Below are 17,672 nucleotides of genomic sequence, written 5' to 3'. Positions count from 1 at the left end.
TCAGTAATTTTAGGTAGAAAGAACGCGAGCGAAGATTGAAAGGCTTTTGTCATTGAAGAACTGCAAACACAAAATATATGGAATTACTAACTGTTGATGCATCTGGTCGTGTTTTGATTCCAAAAAAAGTGCGAGAACAACTAGGAATCAATACTCAAGCTCAATTATCCTTAGAGATCGAAGAGGGTCGAATTATTTTGCAACCAATATCAAAAGAAGCAGAAACTTATTATGAGGAGGGGGTGTTGGTTGTTAAGACTGAACCTATAGAAAACTTGGAGACAATTATTGATGAATTACGCGAGGAGCGCATTAACGAATTTACATCGTGACAAAAACTTTATTTGACACTTCTGTATTAGTTTCTGCTTTTGTAGTCAGCCATCCCAAACACCAATCATGTATTCCTTGGTTGCATCAGGTAAAAGCCAAGCAAGTACAAGGAATTATCGCCACTCATACCCTCGCTGAAACTTATTCTGTTCTTACCCGTCTTCCCGTCAGCCCGCGTATTTCTCCAAGATTAGCACGACAGCTAATCAACGAAAATTTACAAGAATTTGAGGTCGTTTCTTTAGAAGCTGAAGATTACTATAAAGTCATAGACAAAATGGTAACTTTGAATCTAACGGGTGGAGCAATATATGATGCTTTAATCGCTCAAGTTGCAATTAAAGCTAAGGTCAGTCAATTGTTAACTCTTAATCCCGATCATTTTACTCGCTTGGGAGATGAAATTGCTCGACTAGTATTATCTCCGAATTGAATCTTATTTTTTATCTTTGTTTTATATCACCGCTTTTAGTAGCTTAAGATAAATCAAAATGATTTCTCATTAAGCTAGATAGAAGCTGACTTAAGGCTGTAATAGTAATCATTCCACCTTTTTCTTTTACTATATCCATAGCCTTTTTCCATAGCCTTTTTTCATACTGTATCATTTCGTGCGGCTTCAAGAAACTCATAACTAAATAATTACTAATTCGTAATTCGTAGTTCATAATTGTTTTTAAATTACTAAACTTTTACTACTCTCGTGCTATTTTTCTGACTTCTTCTATATCTATCTCTAGTACGTCTGCAATTTCTTGAATACTAAGTCCTTTTTGCAGGAGTTTCTGTACTAGTTTAACTTGACTTTCCAATCTTCCTTCTAATCTTCCTTCTTCTTTGGCTTCCTGATAAACCTTGGTTCCTCTTATAAAATTTACGATCGACATAGCTTCAATTCCTTCGCAATTAACATTTAGAAACGGAACAACAAAGTTTTACTGCTCTCGTGCTACTCTTCTGACTTCTTCTATATCTAACTCTAGTACGTCTGCAATTTCTTGAATGCTAAGTCCTTTTTGCAGTAGTTTCGGCACTAGTTTAACTTTAGCTCTCAACTCTCCTTCTTCTGCAGCTTCTTGGTAAACTCTAGTTTCTCTTAATAAGCTTATATTTAACATGGCTTCAATTTCCTCTCTACTCATATTAGGGAACTTGTAGACAACGATTGTTTCTATAAATTCTATAACTTTTTGCTGAATTAGGGAATCTGCCAACTCTTCCCTGGCGCGGCTGACAAGCTGTTTGGCTAGTTCTCCGGTTCTTTGCTGGCTTGCTACCACTAGACGCACAATTTTTAAACCTAGAGACTCTTCTGTTGCTTCCTCGGTTTCGTTTAGGTAGAAGCGGCGTAAATGTGGTTCTACTAAAGCGCGATAACGTGGGGGAAGCGTAGCTTCATTGCTGCGGCGATCGTAGATAACAACTGCATACCAGTCTGAATTGAGAGGTTTATATTGACTGAAATAAAGAAAGATACCTGTAAACAATCTGTCATAAAATTCTTCGTCTTTATAAAACTGAGTTTCGACGAAGTAAAGTGGCTGATTGAAAAACTCTTGGCGAGTTGAAAATACTCCGTCTAGGCGCAAGCTTGTTTGTTTAAGTTCTGGAGCAGTAAATTCATAGGCATTAGAGTTGATATTAGGTTGTCCAATGAGTTCAAAGAAAATGTTAGGTATTTCTTTAAATATTTCATAAAAAAGTACGTCAGTTTTCATGACATGATTATCAACGTCTAATCGAGTAATATATTTTACTACAATGAGTTTATCATTTAGAATATTAAGGTAAACCAAAATGATGCTTCATTAAGCTAGATAAAAGCTGGCTCAAAACTGCAACATTAATTGCTCCGCCTTTTTCCTGTACTATATCCATCGCCTTTTTCCATACTGTATCATTTCGTGCTGCTTCAAGAAATTCATGACCTGCCCAAGTCAGGTTTCTTGGAATTGCTTGTGGACTTGTACTGTCAAGATCTGTGCGGTTTATGCCTTCGATTAAACCACCTTGCATCATAATATAAGCGTGATAGCGAATCTGTTCTTGTGTATAGCCTTCTACCGCAAGGTTGATAGGTGCATAGCCAGTTGCTTGATTCTCAATTTCAAGCAAGATTTTCCTTACTAAATTCATATCACAATTCATCAATTTGCATCTCCTAAACTTTCAGATTTATGATTCACTACCATCAACTATTAACAATTAACCATCAACTATTAGCCAAACATTCTATCCCATGCTTCTAGGACTAATCTTTGAGTGCGATATTCGCCAAATTGTTTGATTTCGTTGTTCTTCAATACGCGGAATGTTTCGCTGGGAAAGTCGGAACCGTAGACATCAGCAGGATCGAGAATATAACGGAGTTCGTCGCGGTTGAGTCCATAGAGTTTGGCATAATATGCGTCTAATTCTGCTCTTAATAATGCCCGTCTTTCGCTATTCCAAATAAAGGGTTCGCCGTCATATCCCATATCTTGGGCGAAGGGTTGCATATCCCAGGCAGTGTAGACGAGTTCGAGGACGCGGCTGCTGATAAATTCAATGTCTTCTTGGGTGTATGCTTCTGGAGGAATGACTGGGAGTTGTTTGACAATGAAAAAATTAAAGTTAGTACCGCCTACTTTTTGACGAGTAATAAAATCAAATACTAAGCTACTTAAATTTGCTTGTAAACAAGATATTAGAGATGCTTTATCTATTTTAAGTAGCATTATAGGCGCACTATTGCCTACTCCAACTTTAGGAATAATGCTAAATATAGCAGTCCTTTCATTGGTTGTATTTGTAATACTACGAAAAGCTAGAAGCCAGTTTTTCTTCCAATGATTACCAAGCCGATTTTCTACTTCTACATACTCAACCCAAGATTGAGGATGTAAGAGGAAGTGAGGATGCTTTTTTTCTGTATCTATCAACTCGCGAGTATTTCCATCAGCAGTATAAGTTGCCCACCGATGATCGAACTGGTGAAACATCTTAGCTTCGTAAAGTGGAACTAAACCCTCATTCATCTCATTCTTAAATAAACCACTATCATTCGACATGTCAAACATTCTTATGAATGAAACATTCCAAGGATTACTCTCTGCACGCTCATTCTCTAACACAGGTATATGCTGATATATCTTCTTAGTAATTTCTGCATCGGCACGGGTACGAAAAACTGGACAAGTTAGAGTATTAGGGTTGAGCAGCAATAAGTCAGTAGCAGAAAGAGTAAATAAGCGATTTGAATCATTTATATGGCGAATGTTAGTATTCCAGAACGCTAAATCTGATGGTTTGTCTTTAAAATTACCAGATATTGTAATTAGACAAAAATGTGGATGTGTACGGTGAACTGCTGGAAAAATACCTTCGGTGTTAACAAAGTCATAAAAACTGACAAGTTGTTTTTTAGTTAGTAAATCAGCAAAAAACTGCTTGTAGGTGTCTGCTGTAGCAATATCACTTTGAATAATAAAGCCCGCCTGTCCAGTTTTATTAACTAATAATCTATTAGTTTCTGCAAATACAGCATAGGTATTTATATCGCCAACAGATGTAAGGGAAAATTTACTAGATTTACGGATGAACTTGCTTTCTGCTTCAGCATCATGTTTCGCTTCTTCAAAAGATTGTGCTAACGCAGGATTAGTTTTTGGTAACTGGTGAATTAACTTCTCTCGCGCTGCTTTATTTGCAGCATTAGCAACCTCAGCACTACGAGAAGCAAAGAACTCCTTTTCTTGCAACTTAATCTTTTCCCAAGGCGGATTCCCTAATACGCAATCAAACCCACCAACTTCAAATACTTCTGAAAACTCTAAACACCAGTGGAAGAAGCGTTTTTCTTGAGCTAGCTTATTTGCTGCTTCTACTATTTTTTGGGTAGACGTATTTCCCCGTAATAGTTGAGTCAATGCTGCTGTAGTTGGTAGCAGGTGCAGATCTTGTTCAGTTAGCGGCATGAAAAATGCTGCCGTCCATAGGTTGCAGGCAGAATAGTCTCGCCACCAACCTTTATCTTGACGACTTTGTTGATACTGGACTTGCTTTTGCCTCACATCACCGGTTGTAACTTCTGCGATCGCGCCTACATATGCAGCAGTTTGGGCATAATGCGATCTATCCCGTTCTAAATTGCCATCAAAATCTAAAGATAATTGTCCTTGTAAATCTGTCTCGCGTTGTTTTTTATTTTCTTTCTTCCAACGACTAGCTAATTGTTTATCATCGCCAGTCACGGGTTTAAACGCCTCATCGGGGATACCCTCATCCAAACAAGTTAAATCCAGCACCCCCACCAAGGAATTACCGCACTTAATTCGGTGATCGAGAAAATTTAGCGGTAAGCCACGATTAAAACCCTCAATCCACAAAGCAACTTTGCACAGATCCACCGCTAATGGATTCAAATCAACTCCATAGATGCAATTTTGAACGATATCCCGTATGGCTTTGCGTAACGGTTCTACCCCTGGTTGCGCCTCCCCCGTCCTGGCGATCGCCAATTCCTTGCCAATCCGCCGTGCTGCGGCTAAAAGGAAATGTCCCGAACCGCAAGCAGGATCGCACACCTTCAGGCTGAGTAGTGCCGCTTCCTTTTCTGACTGAGTTTTCGCCTCTTTCAATTTCTCCTCAATGACAGGTTCTAAAGCACTTTTAATCAACTGTCCTACGAGTTCTGGTGGCGTGTAGTAAGAACCAGTGGTTTTGCGATCGCTTCCTGTCACCAACTGAAACTCATAAATTGATTGCCGTACCTGAATTTGCGGATGAAAATCGAGCAAACTTTCATAGACGCTGCCCAACTCTTCCACATCCAGCGCCGCATAATTCACCCGTCGCGATTGTCCCTTCTGTTCGTATAACGATAGCTGCCGAATTGCTTGCAACAGTTCGTGATTGTCGATCGCATACTCATCTAAATGCTTGAGTGTCTTCGAGCCAAACAAGTCGCCATTCAAGGGCGAAAGCCCCAATACTTCCCCGCGCCAGTTTTCATCAAATAACCGAAACGTTACCCGCAGTCCTTGCCATAAATCTTGGAAACCTTCGCGCCGATAGCTGGGGCGTTCTGCCAAATTTCGCAAGCGCGTGACGCTATAATATTCCAAATAAATACGGGCTTTCTCTGGATCTTCGTCCGTTAGTAACAAATTTCTTGCCTCTGCCACCATCAAGAACAGCAGGCGATAAATCAGCAATAGCAACTGGCGATAGTAAACGGTATCGGTTAGTTCTCCCGACTCAAAAGATTGCCTTAACTGCCCGTTGTTTGGATGTTGCAGAAATCCAGTTCCCAGCAATACCAAAGCTTTTTCTACACCGTCACGCAGGCGATCGCGTACCCGTCCCCCTTGTTGAATCGCCTCTTGGTGGTAGTATTCCAGCAAACACGCATCGGCATCGTCTGCTCCTTTTGGCAGTCGCGATCGGTGGAAGAGACGATAGAATAAGCCAAACTCGGCAAAGTTCTCGCCATTGAGAATTTGTTCTAGGTCGAACTCAATGAAGGTGAGACGAGTCATTAACGAGGAGTCGCGCAACAGCCGCCACTGCAATCCATTGGTGACAATCCCCCACAGATGCTCGGTGCGGTTGAGGTATTCTTGCATCAGGGCATGAGCAGAAAGTCTCGGCGTACCGCTAGGCGGGCGCTGTTCTAACTTGACGCGACAGCCAACAACGTGAATCGGCGGTTTATCCTCGCCTGGATCGGTACGGTGGGAGAGAGCATAAGTTTGCCCGTCGATCGCTTCGGCTTTGGCTGTATACACAGGGTCGTAGCCCAAACTCCGCAGTAAGGGGACTACCCACTGTTCGCGAGTCACAGTCGTTGCCAAGTCCCGCTCCGGTAATCTCGCCAATGCGCGTTGAAATGCCGCCCAATAAGCCTTGGCATCGCCCCAGGCGATCGCAATTTCATCAGCCAGTTTGTCAGCTTTAGTTAAGCCAAAGTCTTCAGATGTCTGTCCTTTATGCTCTTTGGTATTACCAGCCAGTAAATCTGCTGTTAGATCTGGAGCAATTAAGTTGCCTTCGATTTGGATTCCTGTTAACGTACTTGCGACTGCACTCATCTGCTTACCTTGGGTTGACCTGGCTGTAAAATCAAAATTCCTAAAATATCCATCGGCAGTTGGGGCTTGACTCGCACCTGCCCTTCCTTGGTGATGTTTCTGACGCGGCGGTGAGATTGGGATAGAGCGTGCGATCGCCGTTCGGCAATCTGCCGTAACTCCTCAGCGAGCTCCCCAATTCGCTCTAAGAATTGGGCGATTTCCAGACGCTTTCTGCCAATTGGCAAGTCGTTGACAGGTTCGGCTTGCTGTAGCAGTTCTCTTGCTGTTTCATTTGGCAGCCACAGGGGATTGGCGGGCGAGCCAGTAAACCCTGCAATCAAGCACTCTTCTGCCAGTAACCCTTGGTGTTGGGTAGTTTCTAGCAGATGCCGCAGCCGCAATAATAAGAGAACCGTGCGCTTGTCAACGGCATCAGTCACGGTCAAGCCACAGCGAGCAGCAGTAGGATTAGAAGTATTGTCCAGCGCCTCTTCCAACAAGTACCGCGCTAACCCTTCTACTAATGGGTGATTCCGTCCGACGTACTCCACTCCATCTGGGACGGGTGTTGTAAAGGAAATCGTTCGCTGTTTGTCTCCTAAGACTGCTTTCAAGCATTGGGGTGGCGACGATAGCAACCAGCCTTGCTTCTTTTTAATGAGAGAGCTGTTTAACCGCTCGCAAGCAGAGCGGACAAATCTTTCCACGTCCCGCTCGTCACCTAAGATTCGATCGGACTCGACTAACTCCTGCTCGACTTCGGCTGGTTTAATCGCTCGTTGAGCAAAGCGAGTTCGGCTGACTTTTTCTCGTTCCACTGCCCTGTCCCAGGATTGATGCACTTGATTGAGGGGCGATTCTTCTGTTTCTAATAAATCGAGTAACGACAGCTGAAGGGCTTCGGGAGCGCGTTCAAATAGTGACTTAAATACTGCTTCCGTTACCGTGGCGCTATCCATCGGTACGGGTACGGTAATGCCCAACGTCTTGTGGATTTGCATCGCCTTACGAATTAACACCTCCAGCACTGCACCGTCCACTGGGTTATCTTGACCGTAGAGCAAGTAGCTTTTAACAACTGAAATTGTTTGTCCGTAACGATCGATCCGCCCTTCTCTTTGCTCCAAGCGATTTGGGTTCCACGGCAAGTCGTAATGTAAAACAGCACTAAAATGTTCTTGGAGGTTGATCCCTTCGCTCAAGCAGTCGGTAGCCACCATCACCCGTTGGGGATAAGATTGCAGATCGGCTAACTTGTTTTCGCGCACGTCTTCGGACAATTCCCCAGTAATTGCCAGGACGCGGATGTTACTGCCTCGCCTCTCCAGCTTTGAAGCCAGCGCCCCTGCCACGTAGTTAGCCGTAGCAATGTAGCGACACCAAATTATTGGATTGAATCCCTCCTGAAGTAGCGATGCAACCGTAGCGATCGCCTGTTGCAATTTGGTATCTTTGTCCCCAAGCAGTTTTTCCGCCTGCTGGACGAAGACTCTTAACTTCCGGCGCTCCTTGTCGCCATAGGATTGCTGCCCCTGTTCCACGACAACAGTTGGCGCTGCATCAGTTGCTTGCTCTTGTTCTGTAGGGTCGTAGACGTAAGCCCCCAGCAGGTCTTCATCAATGTCGCCCACTAGTTCGCCTACATCTGCCGATTTGCTCGCCTGCCGAGTGAGTGTAGCGATCGCGGCGGCGGGAGAAGACATGATGCAGCGAATCAAAGCCAAAGCCGACCAATATCTTCCTCGGCGCTGGGCGTAACTGAGTCGGTCATCTGCTGTCTTGACTAACCCGCGAGCAAAATTATAAACCTCTTCAAATAGATGGCGATATTCTTTGGAGAGTCGATAAGGTAACTCTAATGACTCCCGTTCGGGAAATGGCGTTTCGTTACCCAGCCACGATTTCACGTCGGCACGACGGCGTTGGACGAAATGACTGGCAAGATGGATGCGCTGTGCTTCGCTGAGGCGATCGAGGTCGAACTGTTCAAACTCTGGTTCGAGCAGACCCAGAATAGATAAAAATGAAGCTTCAATACCACTATGAGGTGTTGCTGTCAGCAACACCAAATGCCGCTCTGTCTTTGCCGCCACTTGCTGCACTAACTGGTGGCGTTGCTGGACTGAGGTATCTCCAGAATTACCGCGAGCGCAAGTATGGGCTTCATCCACAATTACCAAGTCAGGGCAGTGGGTGAGGAAGCTGGCGCGGCGACGTTCCGACTTAGCGTAGTCGAGGCTGACGATGATGTGACGGTAATACTCGAAGATATGGCGATCGCCCGATGGCAGTCCTCGTTCCAATTTTGAAACCGTACCAGAACGAATGACGACGGCATCGATTTGAAACTTCTGTTGCAACTCCCGCTGCCACTGGTCGCAGAGTTGAGGCGGACACAAAATTGCTAGGCGCTTCACTTCACCGCGATCGAGTAGTTCGCGGGCAATCAGTCCGGCTTCAATCGTTTTTCCAATTCCTACATCGTCAGCCACCAGCAGCCGCACCGTGGATAGACGCAGCGCCATCAGTAGCGGTACGAGTTGGTAGGGGCGAGGTCGAACGGATAATCGCCCTAAACAGCGAAACGGACCCGCACCACTGCGTAAACTCAGCCGTGCGGCATCCATCAGCAGTTGGACGGCAACACGATCTTGAATGGCTTCCGGTCGGGGTAAGGGAAATTGGGCTGGAGCGATCGCTTCTATTTCTATATCTAGCGATTGGTAGATGCCACAAATGAGATCTTCATTGCCACTTAAAGGACGCAGGTGAATAATGTCTGCGCGGTCGGAAGGTAGCACGACCCAGGAGCGATCGCGACAAGTAACTATGGAACCTGGTGTAGGATTTAGTTTTTCCATCAACGTGTCCTTTGGGCGCGATTCGCTTGCGTTCCTGTCAATAAGGCACGTAAATGCTCCTCGATCGAAGCCATATGCCACCAACCCCTGATTTCTAAAAGTGTTTGGTTAGTAAGTTGCGATCGCCGCCAAAGTGCCGTTAGACGAAAGCCGCTGTTTCATTTGAAAACTAATTAGCTAAATACTTCTGCAACAATTCCTCGCCGCGATCTCCCATTTGTTCTATGCATTGCCAAATCTGCTGCCGCGCTAGTGGTAAAGGTTCGCTGCGCCCGTTTTCCCAACGGTTTATTGAACCGCAGGTAACACCCAAATGGGCGGCAAACTGTTCTTGTGTCAGCCCAACCAACAACCGTAATTCACGAACAAGCTGACCGATTTGTGGCTGATTCATTACTAAAGGTCTTTTGACTGACATCTGACTTCTAAACTCCAGTTCGGGCGCTATATGGGCTAACACTTGTCGCATCACATCCCACATCGTATTTGCTATAGAGATTTAGCGTAACTAGAGAAAATAACGATCTTGGGTCAGCAACGATCTACAGTAATTAGATGGAATTAGACAAATGATTAGCTTTCCTTATTCAAAAGATTTCCCGAAGGCAATAGCTAATTTATTTGCGATCGGTAAGCCTTTTTAGCGCTGCTTGCACAAAAACTTCATTTAATAGAAATGACTTGCGTATATTCCGCAGATATACGATTGGCAGGGATAGGTAATAGAGGTCTTAAATATTCTCCGTATACGGACGTTGTGTAGTTTTTATGGACTCAAACATTTGAGTCTATGTAGAAGAGTTCGCTTTCCCGATCAGTAGAGTTTGCAGTTTGAATTCAAGCGATTGCATTTGGGTACATTAGTTAGTTACAGAAAATGGGCAGACTAAGAGTAAGCCGCAGGAGAAAAAATAGGGCAGCACCATTGCCAAATCTCCTAACCATTGCCAAATCTCCTAAGATTGGAGATTTGAATGACTGGCAGTTCTTTTGCTAATACTTATTTCCTTTCCGCAAGCTTGACAATAGATGGAGTGCCGAAATGCTGTTCGATTAAGAGTTAAACATTTAAAATTGCTCCGTAGATAAAAATTCTATTTCAAATGAGACAAGCATATAGAAAGAAAAGTCAACAAATTTGAAGACAGTTAAAAAATGAGCGACATAACACCTATTGAACTAACTATCGGTATCGCTTTTAGCAATAAAGATTTACTTTTACAAGCTCTAACACATAGCAGTTATGCAAGGCACGTAGGCAATCCCAAAAATCACAACGAGTGGTTAGCACTTCTTGGAGATACTCTGCTAGAACTTATCGTTGTCGATTATTTGTACCAAATTAGTACCGATCTCTGGAAGAAAGATGTTATGTCTCAAAAAAGAGACGAGCTAGTTTGCGATCGCAGACTAGTAGAATTTGCCAAACAGATTGGGCTAGTAAGTTCGATTCGAGTCAAGAATGAGAATGGAAAAACCAGTCAAAAAAATATTGCAGAAGCTTTTGAGGCATTACTAGCTGCTATCTATCTCGATCGGGCGATTTTATCCGATTACCAAGGTTTTATAGACGCACAAAGTTGGTTCGTTAAAAACTTTATCGATCGCTCTTATGAACCAATAGCATCCAACGTTAGAAGCAATTGCCCAGATTTAGCATTTCCAGTCGAAAAATTAGAAGGAGCTATTGGTAAAATTTTTCATAACAAAGCTCTACTTCAAAAATCTATGACGCATAGTTCATATGCTGCCAATTTTACGAATACGCCAAACTACGATAATCAGAAGTTAGCAATTCTGGGCAACGCCCTTTTAGATTTTGTCGTGCTTCACTATTTGTATAGAAATAACACTTATCGGCTGAAAGGAGTTCTTTCTGACGATCGCGATCTCCTAGTGGGTGACGAGATGTTATTAATGCTCGTATACCAAATGAAACTAAAGCAATTTATCCGGCATAATGGAATTGTTGGCTCTAAAGCTCTTACGGATACGTTTAAGGCACTGTTAGCTGCCATTTATCTCGACCGAGGAATATCCGAGGCAAGCGAATGGTTCGTCAAGTGGTTGCCAACAGAAATAATAAACCGATTGAAAACTTTTAGCGATCGCAACTCGCTTACTTCAGGAGATAGTCAAGTCAATCCGAATAATTTACCTTCAGAAGTGGGCGTAGACTATAGCCAATTACACGACCTACTTCAACAGGGAAAATGGGAAGAAGCGGACATAGAAACCAGAGAAGTTATGCTGAAAGTTGCTGGTTTAATGAAAGGAAAGCCTCCGTTAAACTACCTGCCCCTTGACTCCATTCGCCAATTTCCTTGTATCGATCTAGAGACTATCGATCTGTTGTGGATCAAATATAGCAACGGACGTTTTGGCTTTTCCGTGCAACAGTGCCTCTTACTAGATGTCGAAAAAAATTGGGATAAGTTTGGAGATCTCGTTGGTTGGAAAGTCAATGGAATTTGGCAGTCCAAAAACGAGCGCATTTTTCATCTGAGCGCCCCCAGCGGGCATTTGCCCTCTGCTGCTATCCGTGCTGCTGGCAACGGAAAAGTGAGAATGTCGATCTACTCTCGCATCGAAAGTTGTCATGCTAGAGAAAAGCGATCGCCTGATAAGGAGCGTTAGTTAGCAAAAGAAATTGAGTAGCTTAAGAATAAGTCGCACCTAAAAAATGGGATATTAGCATTTAAAAAACTCATTTTTTAGAAATTGGATAAATTATTGGGATTTTGTCGAGTATCAAATTGTTTGTTCCTCGACAAAAGACTGGCAGAATTTTTAAATTACTCCTTTTGAGTACGATCCAAGTAAGCAGCAATGAAGAGAGAAGAGGGGCTACAGCATGAAAACAAATATGCTTTTGACTACAGCAAGCCTGGTAGGAGATCGACGATTCGTCACTCATCTTGGCATTGTCAGCGGTGAAGCTATTCTAGGAGCAAATATTTTTCGAGATTTCAAATATTTTTCGAGATTTCTTTGCTGGTATCCGCGATATTGTGGGTGGGCGATCGGCAGGATACGAGCGATCGCGATCGAGAAGCGAAAGATACCGCGATGCGAGAGATGATTCAGGAGGCACAAGCGCTGGGTGCAAATGCGGTGATTGCGATTGACATCGACTACGAAACTATTGGGATTGGTAATGGTGGCAGTATGCTCATGGTTGCCGTTGGCGGTACGGCTGTTGTGTGCGAATAAAACCCAGGAGTAGAGACGTACAAGTAATTCATTGTAATTTGTAATTATGAATTAAATTGGCGATCGCATGTTTGAACCTGCTACCCTTGTATGCTGTCTATCCTGTTCAAAACTCTTCCACTACCATCGAATCGCACAATAGCAGCATCGAATTACTAGTAAGCTTCATATTCAGTTGGTCAAAACTCTTTGCATCAAGATAGAACATGACGAGCCGAATTCGTGGAGTCGTCAAGGCGGCTCAAACGGCACAAAATCGCTTAAATAGCGGCATTCCTCCCCAAGAGGTTGCTGCTTTCAAAGCATCGATCGCTAACTCACTTGAGGCAATTGAACGAATATGCGCTCGAGGACGGGTGACACCAGAGCAATTGCCAAGTAAATCGCGTTTGGCTTACTTCTTTCTTAAAGGAATCGATTTGGACAACTTGCCGATTTTAGAGAGTCGTATTGCCTCTCCAACAAAAGCGCCGATTCCTCTCAAGAACATAAAAGGAAAGCAACGAAGTATTTTGCAGCAACTTTCATATCTAGCTGCCAGTCCCACCCCAAAACCCGATCTATTCCAAAAGCTGCTTGACTCATTGACACAAGCTGTTGCAGAAGTTGAAAACATTTGCTGCCAACACCAGGCAACACCAGCTGACTTAAGTAGTTCCTCCGGCTCGATTTATGCTTGGATGAAGTTTTTGAGCGATGAATCTTATCTACAACTGCACCTCCAGACAACTCGCTCTACCTGGCAAATCGCCCAAGCAGTCTCGAAAAAGCATTGTCAGCAGTTAGAAAATGTCGCAATTGAAGTGACCTACCAGGCAGGATTGTACAAATACAGGCGGCAAGGAAATGCCGCTACTCTCACCATTAGCGAAGGATTTATTCATGCCAATAGTGAAGTCTTGACAGCACTGGTGACAGACGCATTACTAGGCAAATGCCAAGAGCGATCGCGACTCATCAAAAATTTTGCTAGTTCGCCAGAATATAGTCAAGTACTACTAGAGTTGGACTCGTTTGCCAGTGCAAATCGAGACAAAGCTCAAGGCAAGTGCTACGACTTGGAAGAGTTGTTCGATCGACTCAATCGCGAGTATTTTGCTTCAACTTTGGTCAAACCGCGCCTAAGTTGGAGCCAACTGAACACTTACCGCAAGTTTGGCTATTATCACCCAGCTAAAGACCGAGTGGTTATCAGCTCAACTCTGGATGATGCACGGATTCCCCAGTTTGTGGCTGAGTTTGTCTTGGATCGCGAACTCCTACACAAATATCATGGGGCAAAATTAGTAAATGGCAGGCGTATGGTTCACACTCGTGAGTTTCGCCGAGACGAGCAGCAGTTTAAGTTTGATCGAGAGGCTTCTAGATGGCTGGAAAAGTTGGCATGGAATCAAGCGCGGATTTTTGATTCAGAGCAATGGCTGTAAGCGATCGATCTGGGGTTGCATCAGACGATCGTAGCCAAGAAGACTGCTGCTGGCTCAAAACGAAATTTGTCTGGTGTGGAAGTCTACTGCTGCTTGTGACAAGAGATTGCTATCGCCTCGGACTTCGACTACAAGCAGATATGTATCGTGCAAAACAACAAATGCGATCGCGCTTGGCTCTTGCTCCGATTCAATCGGGATAAATAATTACCTTAGAAGCTTGGCAAAAAATCTGTATGCAGTGCTACAAATCCATTAATTCCTCATCTGATATATGAGATTCTACGCAAGGATTACGCTTACTTGAAAGTTGGGTTCAAACTGTTAATTCATTGTATTTTTACAAAACTATTGTCTATGTTTATATCTGCTTCACCCAGTCACTAAGATTCCTAGTTAAACTATGCATATATACAGACAATAACTAAGTTAAACTTTATAAATTATTGGCGAAAGCGTCTCTGAAAGCATTTGGAGACGCTTTAGCATTTGAGGAGTCACCCAAATTGGCTAACCATTACCCCAGTTTTATGAGAATTGATAGTAGAGTTGCAGCTGTAGTTTCAAACTCATCTAACTCGTTTCCTGGCAAAGTTTACCCAGTTGTGCAACTTAGTAAACTTTAGCTAATGCTTCCCTCTACTCCGCTGTAGAGTGTTACGCAGTAACTTGTATGAAAGCAATTGTGCTCGATCGAGTGACCGAACGATATAGAGTGTCGCTTGGGTTAGGTGGTAGCGTCCCTCTGGCATCCCGACGCGATCGCGCGGCTTGGGCACAAGCATTGACGACGACAATTGCATTTGGATCGGCTAATCCTACATCCTCGTTCGCCAGAATCGACAATCGCCGTAGGATGAAACGCGGGTCTGACCCAGCGTAGACCATGCGTGCCAGCTAAGATAATGCTGCATCTGAGTCCCATCCGCGCACGCTCACAGGTGAAGGCACTGATGGTATCGAAGTGAGTGTAGATATGTACCGAAATTCTCCCTTTTATGCTTCCCTAGGTGGCTTGTTGACAAAATCTTTGTTTGTTCGCCAAATTTACTAGCTAAAAAAATATTAACTAATGCTAAAAGAGTCTCTCAAACCTTTGAGTATCAGTTACCCTCTTGTCAGTTATCGCCATCGACTTTATGTCAACGAGATCGGAGGTAATTATTCAAGCTTAATCGAGCGACTTCCGGCAACAGCAAGGGATTTCTACTGCTTCGACTAAGCTAGCACGGATTCGAGCTTCAAGCAGTTCGTCTCTTACCAATAATCCTGTGGCAACACGATTTATTTTATTTAAGTCTAGAGCTAAAACAAGTGTTTAACCAAATCGATACTCATTTGGAAAAAATCGAGCTAATCAAAAATTAGTGAAGTGTAAAAAGTTGAGGAAGTTGAGGGAACAATTAAAGTGAGACTGAAATGAAGCACGCGATCGCCTTCAAAAAATTAATTTATGCAACTTGAGGAGATTTATCAGTTTTTTGTGGCCCAACCACCAGTTTATCTGACGCAGGAGCAAGCTGTTTGCTACGTGCTGTCAATTTTGCTTGAGAGCGAATCTTACGGTACTGGGTTGATTGAAAAGCTAGAGTCCGAATACCCTAACTACCGTCTTTCCGATACAGTCTTGTACGCGGCGCTATCATTTCTGGAATCCGAGCAAGCGGTCGCTTCTCGCCTTCAGAAAGTCGAAGGGCGCGGTCGTCCCAGGCGGATGTATTCGGTCAGCCCCCAATGGCACAACGAGGCACAAAAACTAGCCGCTTTATGGCGAGGATTCGTTACAAAACAGCCACAAGTACCTAAAGCTGTTGCCGTTTGAAGCGCGATGCTCTTATACGGTATGCTCTTCGACCATGCTACGCAAACGCGAAGCGACCTTCGCATCCAAGTCGCGATCGTCTCTCAACTAGACGCACCTTAGCACCAACGCCAAAACCAAAGCAGCCACTGACTACTTATTAGGAGGCAATTGATTTGAAAGACATTTCACCACCCAATCCCCGCTCGCACAACTCTCAGTCACCCGTCACCCGTTGGCAACTGATCGACGCGATCTCCAAACTATACGTGATTCGAGACGATCCGAGACAATTGAGAACTCCTCTCAACAAATCCGAAAAGCCTTATTGCAACGAAATGCGAAAGGAGGAGTAAAGCTGTTTGAGGGTTTAAGTTTGAGCGATTTTTCTAACTTGACGAAACTCCTAAAACATCAAGTCGCTTCTTGCCGTAGGATAGTAGTAGAAGTAAATCTAAACAAAAGAAAAAGTGAAGGTCAAGGGCAACGGACGCGCAAAGATACTGACTCAAGCCGAACTAGAGCGCCTATTTACACGCGGCTTCCTCACCCCTAGAGACAAGCTGCTATTCGCGATCGCTTATTACTGCGCCTGTCGCGTCAGTGAAGTTTTGGCGCTGACGGCGGAAGATTTAGCGGGTAGTGTGGTGACGCTGCGTAAATGTACTACCAAAGGCAAGATTGCCACGCGCACGCTGCCTTCACACCTGAAGCTACAGGCATATTTAGCAGCTTATAATCCACCGTCTGGTCTATTATTTCCAGGACGCAATGGAAACAAGCCACTCACTAGGGCAGCTGCCGATCTAATCCTCAGAGCTGCTTGTAAAAGGGCAAGGATTAGGGGTGCTTCGACTCACTCATTTCGTCGCACGGCACTCACGAGTATGTCTAATGCCAACGTGCCGATCCGCGTGATTCAGGAAGTATCGGGGCATAAATCGCTGACTGCTCTCCAGCGTTATCTAGAGGTGAAGCCAGACCAGGTAGAGTCGGCGATCTCTTTGTTAATTTAGTTTACGCTCTGGCGCTTGGGGAAAGAGTAGACGAAGCGGGTATTGCGGATAGATCTTTTCGGTAAAGTTGGGGCTGCCGATCGACAGGAGCAAGCCAGTAGTCATTGGTCAGGCTATCTAGGTGGGGAAATAGCAAGAACGCGCCCAGGAGGTAATCGATGAGATTGTCATAGCTTTGGATGCGGGTGAAAGATTGCAGTTGTTTGAGTGCCGCTAAAAATGCTTCAGACGTTGCCACTCCCATTGCCATCATCTCTCGTTCTTGTTGCCTAGAAAACTCGACTTTCGTGCCGTGCCAATTCCACAGCAAGCAGCACTGCTGTAGCGATAGATCGAGCGGTTCTAATAGCAATGCGGCACGATAATATAGCCCAGAGCGCCTCAGCATATAGGGGTGAATTGGGAAAGTCAGATGGGCAATCTTGCCTGCTTGGGCAATTAAATAGTGTAGCGAGCGCTCGTTGAGGCGCGATCGCCGTTCTGTGGCGAATAACCAATCACATCGACGCTCTTGCGCCAGTTGTTTTAGCAATTCGAGTTCGGCAGGGCAGAGCAGTTGCAGATTGATTTGTTTGTGGAGGCGAGCGCCACTTTTGAGTTCGCGGTTGCGGATGACGTAGAGCGTTTTTCTGGTCAAGTCTAGGTCTGATTGGCGCAACCAACACAGCTCGGATGGCTGTAAGCATTGGCAGAATAAAGCAATGGCGATCGCCTTGTTCCTGGTGGGGTAACGAGTCTGCTCCATCGCGGCGGCGACGGCATCGACTTCATGCAGGTAGAGGAATTCCCGTTCGCGGCACTTGACGAATGCAGTTTTGAGCGGTGGCGATGTCCTGGGCATGGAATGGAACAGAATAAATTTTTCGGCAAAGTCCGCGCTTTAATTATGCCATGCCCTAAAGTATTGAACCTAAAGTATTGGAGACAAGTATTGGAGACGTAGAGGCGATCGTTTAAAGATACAAAAA

At 44.4% G+C, this 17,672-nt stretch carries 15 protein-coding genes and 2 pseudogenes; 9 read left to right on the top strand and 8 right to left on the bottom strand.

What is annotated here, in order from left to right:
- The first annotated feature begins 77 nt into the window (after nt 1-77).
- Nucleotides 78-332 (top strand): AbrB/MazE/SpoVT family DNA-binding domain-containing protein, encoded by a 255-nt coding sequence (locus CHRO_RS28915; RefSeq protein ID WP_015163170.1) that lies wholly within the window; start codon nt 78-80, stop codon nt 330-332.
- A complete protein-coding gene (locus CHRO_RS28910; RefSeq protein WP_015163169.1) occupies nt 329-766 on the top strand; it encodes a PIN domain-containing protein in 438 nt (145 codons plus the stop codon). The genes CHRO_RS28915 and CHRO_RS28910 overlap by 4 nt, the downstream gene beginning before the upstream one ends.
- Before the next feature lie 262 nt (nt 767-1,028).
- On the opposite strand, the gene CHRO_RS28900 is transcribed toward CHRO_RS28910, so the two are convergent.
- The 6 genes from CHRO_RS28900 to CHRO_RS28875 all read right to left on the bottom strand — a co-directional run bounded on the left by CHRO_RS28900 (nt 1,029) and on the right by CHRO_RS28875 (nt 9,641).
- The gene (locus CHRO_RS28900; RefSeq protein ID WP_015163167.1) at nt 1,029-1,220 is read right to left on the bottom strand and encodes a hypothetical protein; all 192 of its coding nucleotides are present in this window, start codon (nt 1,218-1,220) and stop codon (nt 1,029-1,031) included.
- Nucleotides 1,221-1,268: 48 nt separating this feature from the next.
- Nucleotides 1,269-2,051, bottom strand: coding sequence for an Rpn family recombination-promoting nuclease/putative transposase (locus CHRO_RS28895; RefSeq protein WP_015163166.1), 783 nt, complete (start codon nt 2,049-2,051; stop codon nt 1,269-1,271).
- Between the two features lie 64 nt (nt 2,052-2,115).
- Nucleotides 2,116-2,481, bottom strand: coding sequence for a DUF2513 domain-containing protein (locus CHRO_RS28890; RefSeq protein ID WP_015163165.1), 366 nt, complete (start codon nt 2,479-2,481; stop codon nt 2,116-2,118).
- 71 nt (nt 2,482-2,552) lie between these two features.
- A complete protein-coding gene (locus tag CHRO_RS28885; RefSeq protein ID WP_015163164.1) occupies nt 2,553-6,404 on the bottom strand; it encodes an Eco57I restriction-modification methylase domain-containing protein in 3,852 nt (1,283 codons plus the stop codon).
- On the bottom strand, nt 6,401-9,247 hold the full coding sequence (locus CHRO_RS28880) for a helicase-related protein (RefSeq protein WP_015163163.1): 2,847 nt from the start codon (nt 9,245-9,247) through the stop codon (nt 6,401-6,403). Before CHRO_RS28880 ends, CHRO_RS28885 begins: the two co-directional genes overlap by 4 nt.
- Nucleotides 9,248-9,416: 169 nt before the next feature.
- Complete coding sequence (locus CHRO_RS28875) at nt 9,417-9,641, bottom strand: helix-turn-helix domain-containing protein (protein WP_245570587.1); 225 nt, start codon at nt 9,639-9,641, stop codon at nt 9,417-9,419.
- Between the two features lie 761 nt (nt 9,642-10,402).
- Here CHRO_RS28875 and CHRO_RS31410 point away from each other — a divergent pair.
- From CHRO_RS31410 to CHRO_RS28855, 4 genes and pseudogenes are all read left to right on the top strand, one after another.
- Entirely contained in the window at nt 10,403-11,884 is a 1,482-nt protein-coding gene (locus CHRO_RS31410; protein ID WP_015163161.1) for a GUN4 domain-containing protein, read from the top strand.
- Nucleotides 11,885-12,113: 229 nt separating this feature from the next.
- Nucleotides 12,114-12,460 (top strand): annotated as a pseudogene (locus CHRO_RS28865) (heavy metal-binding domain-containing protein).
- Nucleotides 12,461-12,666: 206 nt separating this feature from the next.
- Nucleotides 12,667-13,887, top strand: coding sequence for a SprT family zinc-dependent metalloprotease (locus CHRO_RS28860; protein ID WP_015163160.1), 1,221 nt, complete (start codon nt 12,667-12,669; stop codon nt 13,885-13,887).
- Entirely contained in the window at nt 13,878-14,090 is a 213-nt protein-coding gene (locus CHRO_RS28855) for a hypothetical protein (RefSeq protein ID WP_041463619.1), read from the top strand. Before CHRO_RS28860 ends, CHRO_RS28855 begins: the two co-directional genes overlap by 10 nt.
- A 504-nt stretch (nt 14,091-14,594) precedes the next feature.
- Here the strand turns inward: CHRO_RS28855 and CHRO_RS31005 are convergent.
- Nucleotides 14,595-14,854 (bottom strand): annotated as a pseudogene (locus CHRO_RS31005) (AAA family ATPase); the annotation flags it as partial.
- 486 nt (nt 14,855-15,340) lie between these two features.
- Here CHRO_RS31005 and CHRO_RS28845 point away from each other — a divergent pair.
- From CHRO_RS28845 to CHRO_RS28840, 3 genes are all read left to right on the top strand, one after another.
- Complete coding sequence (locus tag CHRO_RS28845) at nt 15,341-15,709, top strand: PadR family transcriptional regulator (protein ID WP_015163159.1); 369 nt, start codon at nt 15,341-15,343, stop codon at nt 15,707-15,709.
- A gap of 155 nt (nt 15,710-15,864) precedes the next feature.
- On the top strand, nt 15,865-16,044 hold the full coding sequence (locus CHRO_RS33065) for a hypothetical protein (RefSeq protein ID WP_181824411.1): 180 nt from the start codon (nt 15,865-15,867) through the stop codon (nt 16,042-16,044).
- A gap of 114 nt (nt 16,045-16,158) precedes the next feature.
- Nucleotides 16,159-16,704 (top strand): tyrosine-type recombinase/integrase, encoded by a 546-nt coding sequence (locus tag CHRO_RS28840; RefSeq protein ID WP_015163158.1) that lies wholly within the window; start codon nt 16,159-16,161, stop codon nt 16,702-16,704.
- A 1-nt stretch (nt 16,705) separates the two neighbouring features.
- Here CHRO_RS28840 and CHRO_RS28835 read toward each other — a convergent pair whose 3' ends face one another.
- A complete protein-coding gene (locus CHRO_RS28835) occupies nt 16,706-17,545 on the bottom strand; it encodes a tyrosine-type recombinase/integrase (RefSeq protein ID WP_015163157.1) in 840 nt (279 codons plus the stop codon).
- Between the last annotated feature and the right edge of the window lie 127 nt (nt 17,546-17,672).

The sequence above is a fragment of the Chroococcidiopsis thermalis PCC 7203 genome, from assembly GCF_000317125.1.
Classification (GTDB): Bacteria; Cyanobacteriota; Cyanobacteriia; order Cyanobacteriales; family Chroococcidiopsidaceae; genus Chroococcidiopsis; species Chroococcidiopsis thermalis.
Note: the sequence above shows the minus strand (reverse complement) of the source record. Positions and strands in the feature narration are given on the sequence as shown.